Here is a 6,344-nt window from a genome sequence, read left to right as displayed (position 1 = left end):
AGCGCATCGAGTATGGCCTCGGGCGTGGCCGGCGCACGCAACGGCGGAGCATGTCGCGCGCCCGGCACCGCGGCCGCGATCGCATCGCGAATCGCGAGAAACACCGAGAACGGCAGCAGCAATGGCGGCTCGCCGACGGCCTTCGAGCGGAACACGGTCGGCTCCGCATTGCTGTTGTCGTAGAGCCGCACGTGGAATGCGGCGGGCGTGTCGCTGACGGCGGGAATCTTGTACGTCGACGGCGCGTGCGTCATCAGGCGGCCGTCACGGTTCCACCACAGCTCTTCGGTGGTGAGCCAGCCCATCCCCTGAATAAAGCCGCCTTCGATCTGGCCGAGATCGATCGCCGGATTGATCGATTGGCCCGCGTCGTGCAACACGTCCGCGCGCACGAGCTTCCACTCGCCGGTCAGCGTATCGATGACGACCTCCGACACCGCCGCGCCATACGCGAAGTAATAGAACGGATGACCGGTCAGCGTCTTCGCATCCCAATGCACTTTCGGCGTCGCGTAGAAGCCGTCCGACCACAACTGCACGCGCGCGAGATACGCGGCGTTGACGAGCTGTTCGAACGGCAGCGCGCCGCCGTTCACCGATACGCTGCCGCGCGCGAACTGCACGTCGCACGCGTCGCCGCCGAGCTGGCGCGCCGCGACTTCGGCGAGGCGCGCGCGGATCGTCTGTGCGGCGGCTTCGGCGGCCATGCCGTTCAGGTCACTGCCGGTCGAGGCCGCGGTCGCGGACGTGTTGGCGATCTTCGACGTATCGGTCGCGGTCACCCGCACGCGCGATAGCGGCAAGCCGAACTGATTCGCGACCACTTGCGCGACTTTCGTGTTGAGCCCCTGGCCCATCTCGGTGCCGCCGTGATTGACGAGCACGGAGCCGTCCTTGTACACGTGCACGAGCGCGCCGGCCTGATTCAGGAACGGCACGTTGAACGAGATGCCGAACTTGACCGGCGAAAACGCGAGGCCGCGTTTGAGCACCGGGCTCTTCGCATTGAATTCGGCGAGCGCCGCGCGCCGCGCGCGGTAGTCGCTCGAATCGAGCAGTGCGTCGGTCAGCGGCGCGATGATGTTGTCTTCGACGCGCTGTCCGTACGGCGTCGTATCGCGTTCGCCGACGCCGTAGTAATTCGCGAGCCGTACGTCGAGCGGATCGCGCCGCAATTCGCGCGCGATGCCGTCGAGCAGCACCTCCATCACGAGCGCGCCCTGCGGTCCGCCGAAGCCGCGAAACGCGGTGTTCGACTGCGTATTGGTCTTGCAGCACAGCGCGACGATATCGACGTCGGGCAGGTAGTACGCATTGTCGAAGTGACATACCGCGCGGGTCGCGACCGCGCCCGACAGATCCGCGGAATAGCCGGCGCGCAGCGCGATTTCGACGCGCACGCCGAGCAGGCGGCCCTGATCGTCGAAGCCCGCCTCGTATTCGTAGACCGCGTCGTGGCGCTTGCCGGTGATCAGGAAGTCGTCGTCGCGATCGGCCCGCAGCTTGACCGGCCGACGCAAGCGTTGCGCGGCGAGAGCGGCCACGCACGCGAAAAGCGCCGATTGCGATTCCTTGCCGCCGAAGCCGCCGCCCATGCGCCGGCATTCGCACACGACGTTATGCGTGGGCCAGTCGAGCATATGCGCGACCACTTGCTGCATTTCGCTCGGATGCTGCGTCGAACTGTAGACGAGCATGCCGTCCATCTCTTTCGGCACCGCATAGGCGATCTGGCCTTCGAGATAGAACTGCTCCTGGCCGCCGACCTCGAACGTGCCGGCCAGCCGATGCGGCGCGGCGGCGATCTTCGCGTCCGGATCGCCGCGCCGCAGATGCAGCGGCGGCAGCACGAACTGCTTCGCGGCTTTGGCATCGGCGGCGGTGAGGATCGCGTCGAGCGGTTCGTAGCGGATCACGTCGTCGCTTTTCGCGAGCGCGGCCGCGCGGCGTGCGAGTTCGTGGCTCTCGGCGATCACCGCGAAGACCGGTTGGCCGAGGTACAGCACTTCGCCGTCGGCGAGGATCGGATCGTCGTGCAGCACCGGGCCGCAATTGTTTTCGCCGGGGATGTCGTCCGCGCTCAGCACCGCGATCACGCCGGGCGCGTTTCTGACCGCATCGAGATCCATCGACACGATGCGCGCATGCGCATGGCGCGACAGACCGAGCGCCGCGTGCAGCGTGCCGTGCAGCTCGGCGATGTCGTCGGTGTAAGTCGCTTCGCCGCTCACGTGCAGCGCAGCGGATTCGTGCGGCAGTGGGACACCGATCGACGCGTCGTCGCGTTGCTCGGCACGCTCAACCGCGCGTTCGATAAAGGCATCGGTGCGGTTCATCACGGCGACTCCTTCGCGACGGTTGCGTCGGGTTCGAACGCGAACGCGTTGACGTCGCAGAGCGCGAGCGGCGCGTCGTCGCGCGTTTCGAGGTAGAAGCGCCACAGCAGATTGCGCGCGACCTTCAGCCGATACGCGCTCGACGCGCGCATGTCGGTGAGCGGCTGGTAATCGGCGGCGAGCGCGTCCATCGCGCGGCGGGCGGTCTCGTCGTTCCACGTCGCCCCGTCGAGCACGGCTTCGGCATGCGTGGCGCGCTTCGGTGTCGCCGCCATGCCGCCGAACGCGACGCGCGCCGCGCGGATCGTGCCGTCTTGCGCGACGTGCAGCGCAAACGCCGCGCATACCGCCGAAATGTCCTGGTCGTACCGCTTCGCCACCTTGTAGGTGCGAAACCGCAGTGCACCGGCCGGACGCGGCACGCGCAGCGCGCTAACGAATTCGCCGGCCGCGAGCGCGGTCTTCTGATAGCCGAGGTAGAACGCATCGAGCGCCAGCGTGCGGGTCGAGCGATCGCGGCGCAGCTCGACCTCGGCGCCGAGCGCGAGCAGTGCCGGCATCGAATCGCCGATCGGCGAGCCGTTCGCGACGTTGCCGCCGAGCGTGCCCGCATTGCGGATCGGCAGCGATGCGAAGCGCGTCCATAGTTCGGCGAGCTCGGGGTAGTCGGCGGTGAGCGCCGCGTACGCGTCTTCGAGCGAGACCGCCGCGCCGATCGTCAGCGTTTGCGCGTCGCGCGCGATGGTTTTCAACTCGGCGACGTTGCCGATGTACAGCAGGTCGCCGAGATCGCGAAACTGCTTGGTGACCCACAAGCCGACGTCGGTGCTGCCCGCGACGATGCGCGCGTCCGGATGCTGGGCGCGCAGCGTCGCGAACGCGTCGAGCGTGAGCGGGGCGTGGAAGGTGGGTGAGCCGAACGCGGCGCCACGCGTGTCGGGGGCGCTGTATTCGAACGTGTCTTTGCGCTGCAGTGTGCGCAGCGTGGCCGCGATCGCATCGCGATCTAGCGCGACCCGCGGATGCTGCGCGTAGTCGAACATCTTCTGCGCCGCATCGATGATCGGCCGGTAGCCGGTGCAGCGGCACAGATTGCCGGACAACGCGGCGTCGATTTCGTCACGGGTCGGCAGGCCGGCGCTGGCGGGCTGGTTTTCGTAGAGCGCCCACATCGACATCACGAAGCCGGGCGTGCAGAAGCCGCATTGCGAACCGTGACAGTCGACCAGCGCCTGCTGCACCGGATGCAGCGCGCCGTTCGCGGCGCGCAGGTCTTCGACGGTGAAGAGGGCGCGGCCATCGAGCGTCGGCAGGAACTGGATGCAGGCGTTGACCGCCTTCAGCGCGAGCTCGCCGCGCGCGTCGAGTTCGCCGATCACGACTGTGCACGCGCCGCAGTCGCCCTCCGCGCAGCCTTCCTTGGTGCCGGTGCAGCGTAAGTCCTCGCGCAGGTGCTGCAGCACCGTGCGCGTCGCCGGAACGCCCGCGACCTCGCGGACGGACCCCTGGTGATAGAAGCGGATGGTTTGCGTTGTCATGGCGAATCGGAAGACAGTGCGGACCGGGCGCGCGTTACGCATGGGGTCGCAAAAGCCGGCCTCGCGCACGTAGATCGCCATCCATACCCGAAGATAGCACTACCCCGGTCCGAAAATATTTCCCGCGTCGCATGAAGCTCATGCGGCGGCGATCATGATCCCGGTACGATTCGCGCGGCAGCGAGAAGTTGCGTGCGCGGGGCGGCGGGCGACAACAATGGCGAGCGTTCGTAGAACGCCGCGCAGAAAAAACGCCGGACTTCGGGGCCCGGCATGGGCGACACGAAGTCCGGCGTTACGATGCGGGTCGGTCGTCAGGACACCCGATGGCGATTGCGCACCAGGCTCAGCATCAGCGCGACGAACGCGACGATAAACGCGACCCCCGACCACATCGGCAGCGTCAGCCCGAGAATCGGCGGATATGCGGTTTCGCACAGGCCCGCGACCTTGAACACGCTCGGCAGCCAGTGCGCGGGCGGCAGGCTGTCGACGATCGGCTGCAGCTCGTCGAAGCCGCAGCTGAAGCCAGGATTCGCCTGGATGTACACATGGCGAGCGGCGGTCGCGATGCCGGCGAGCGCCGACAGCGCCGCCATCACTTCGAGCAGCCGCACGCCGCGCCAGTTCTTGAAGCGCGCGCCGAGGAACGCGAAGATCGCGATCAGCAGAAAGAAATAGCGCTGGATGATGCACAGCGGGCACGGGTCTTGGCGCAGGCCGAACTGCAGGTACAGCGCGCCGCCTACGAGGGCGAGACAGATCAGGCCGAGCAGATTCAGCAGGGTGCGCTCGCGGCGCAGCATCGCGGAGTCGTTAGTCATGGATCTTCGATTGGTCTGGAGACGAAAGAGCGGGTGCCGGCGATTCTAGCGCGAACGCCTTTCGCGCCGCTTATCGCCTGACGATTGCCGCGCTTTAGCGGATCGCATTCAGCACCGCCTCGGCCGCGCGGCCGATCGCGAGCAGCGCGTCGTCGGCGTGCGGCGCGCCTGCCAGCATCAGGCCGACGGGTGCGTCGCCACGCAGATGGCACGGCAGCGACAGCGCGCAGCTATCGAGGAAGTTGAACGCGCTCGGGTTGCGCAGGATCAGCGCGTTAGTGTGGCCAAACGTATCGTCGTCGGTGAGCAGGTCGGCGAGGCGCGGCGGCACGACCGGCACCGTCGGCGCGACGACCGCATCGAAACGCTGCCACAGCGTGCGCGCGGCTTCATCGAGCATCGCGGCGCGCTCGGCGAGCAGGTCCAAGTAGTCGACCGCGGTGGCCGGCTGTCCTTTCATGATGCGCACGAGCACGCGCGGGTCGTACTGCTCGCGATGTTTGTCGAGCAGCGGACGATGCCACGCATACGCCTCGATTGGCGAAAAGCCGAAGCGGTTGATTTCCGCAAGGCGGTCGAGCGGCGCGAAGCGCACCTCGCTGACGATCGCGCCGGCCGCCTCCAGATGCTTGAGCGCGGTATCGATCGCGCGTGCGACTTCGGGCTCGACGCCGTCGGTCACGAAGTTGGTCAGCACGCCGAGGCGCACGCCTTCGAGCGGCCGCGCGGCCGGAATGCGCGGCTCGAGCCCGGCGAGCATCCGGTCGACCAGCGCGCAGCACGCGACCGATACGCCGATCGGCCCGAACGAATCGAGCGTCGACGACAGCGGCACGCCGCCCTGCTTCGGGATGCGCGCGGCGGTCGGCTTGAAGCCGGTCAGCCCGCACAACGCGGCTGGAATGCGGATCGAGCCGCCGGTGTCGGTGGCGAGCGCGACCGCCGCCATGCCGTCGGCGACCGATGCCGCCGCGCCCGACGACGAGCCGCCCGAAACCCGCTCGTCGCCCTTCACGCCGCGCCGGTACGGCGACAGCGGATGGCCGTAGTGCGGATTCAGGCCGAGCCCGGAAAACGCGAACTCGCTCATGTTGGTGCGCCCGACGATCACGGCGCCGGCCCGCTTCAGCCGTGCGACCGCGACCGCGTCGGCTTTCGCGGCTGGCGCATCGGCGAGCACGACGGAGCCCGCGCGGGTCGGCTGGCCTTCGATGTCGAACAGGTCCTTGACCGACACCGGAATCCCGGCGAGCGGCGACAGCACGGTGCCGGCCGCGCGCAGGTGGTCGTGCGCGTCGGCGGCGGCGCGCGCGGCGTCGGCGTCGACGTGCATGAAGACGGCGGCGCCCTGGCCGGCCGGGTCGGCGATCCGGTCGAGCGCGGTTTCGACGAGCGCGCGGCTCGTGGTGCGGCCGGCGGCGAGATCGGCGGCAAGCTGGGCAAGCGGCGGGAACGGGGCGAAGTCAGTGGCCATGATGTCGGTAGAAATCCGGTTGAGCGCAGCTCGGGCGCGTGAGCGGGGCGGTGCCGAGCCAACGGGAAGGTCCGTCCGCATTGTAGAGCAAGGTTTTGCGGCCGAGCGGCCTGCTACTGCCGGCGCGGCGCGACGCGCGAATTCGCCAAAAACATGGTCAGTCCGTTTGTTA

The 6,344-nt window shown here is 68.3% G+C and carries 4 protein-coding genes; all 4 read right to left on the bottom strand.

The features are described 5' to 3' along the window. Nucleotides 1–2,336, bottom strand: a 2,336-nt coding sequence (gene xdhB, locus GCT19_RS30085) for a xanthine dehydrogenase molybdopterin binding subunit (RefSeq protein ID WP_152853950.1), incomplete at its 3' end; no start/stop codon positions are given. Continuing rightward, on the bottom strand, nucleotides 2,336–3,874 hold the full coding sequence (xdhA, locus tag GCT19_RS30080; RefSeq protein WP_193727466.1) for a xanthine dehydrogenase small subunit: 1,539 nt from the start codon (nucleotides 3,872–3,874) through the stop codon (nucleotides 2,336–2,338). The genes xdhA and xdhB, both read right to left, overlap by 1 nt. A 314-nt stretch (nucleotides 3,875–4,188) precedes the next feature. Further along, a complete protein-coding gene (locus tag GCT19_RS30075; RefSeq protein WP_018435622.1) occupies nucleotides 4,189–4,698 on the bottom strand; it encodes a disulfide bond formation protein B in 510 nt (169 codons plus the stop codon). Between the two features lie 94 nt (nucleotides 4,699–4,792). Then, complete coding sequence (locus GCT19_RS30070; protein ID WP_152853948.1) at nucleotides 4,793–6,172, bottom strand: amidase; 1,380 nt, start codon at nucleotides 6,170–6,172, stop codon at nucleotides 4,793–4,795. Nucleotides 6,173–6,344: the final 172 nt, after the last annotated feature.

This window comes from Paraburkholderia atlantica, from assembly GCF_009362785.1.
GTDB lineage: Bacteria > Pseudomonadota > Gammaproteobacteria > Burkholderiales > Burkholderiaceae > Paraburkholderia > Paraburkholderia atlantica.
The sequence above is the reverse complement of the archived record's forward strand: the minus strand, read 5'-3'. Positions and strand labels throughout refer to the sequence as shown.

Coding starts and splice junctions, on each gene's coding strand:
- xdhA (WP_193727466.1), bottom strand. CDS start 3,874: ATGACAACGCAAACCATCCGCTTCTATCACCAGGGGTCCGTCCGCGAG.
- GCT19_RS30075 (WP_018435622.1), bottom strand. CDS start 4,698: ATGACTAACGACTCCGCGATGCTGCGCCGCGAGCGCACCCTGCTGAAT.
- GCT19_RS30070 (WP_152853948.1), bottom strand. CDS start 6,172: ATGGCCACTGACTTCGCCCCGTTCCCGCCGCTTGCCCAGCTTGCCGCC.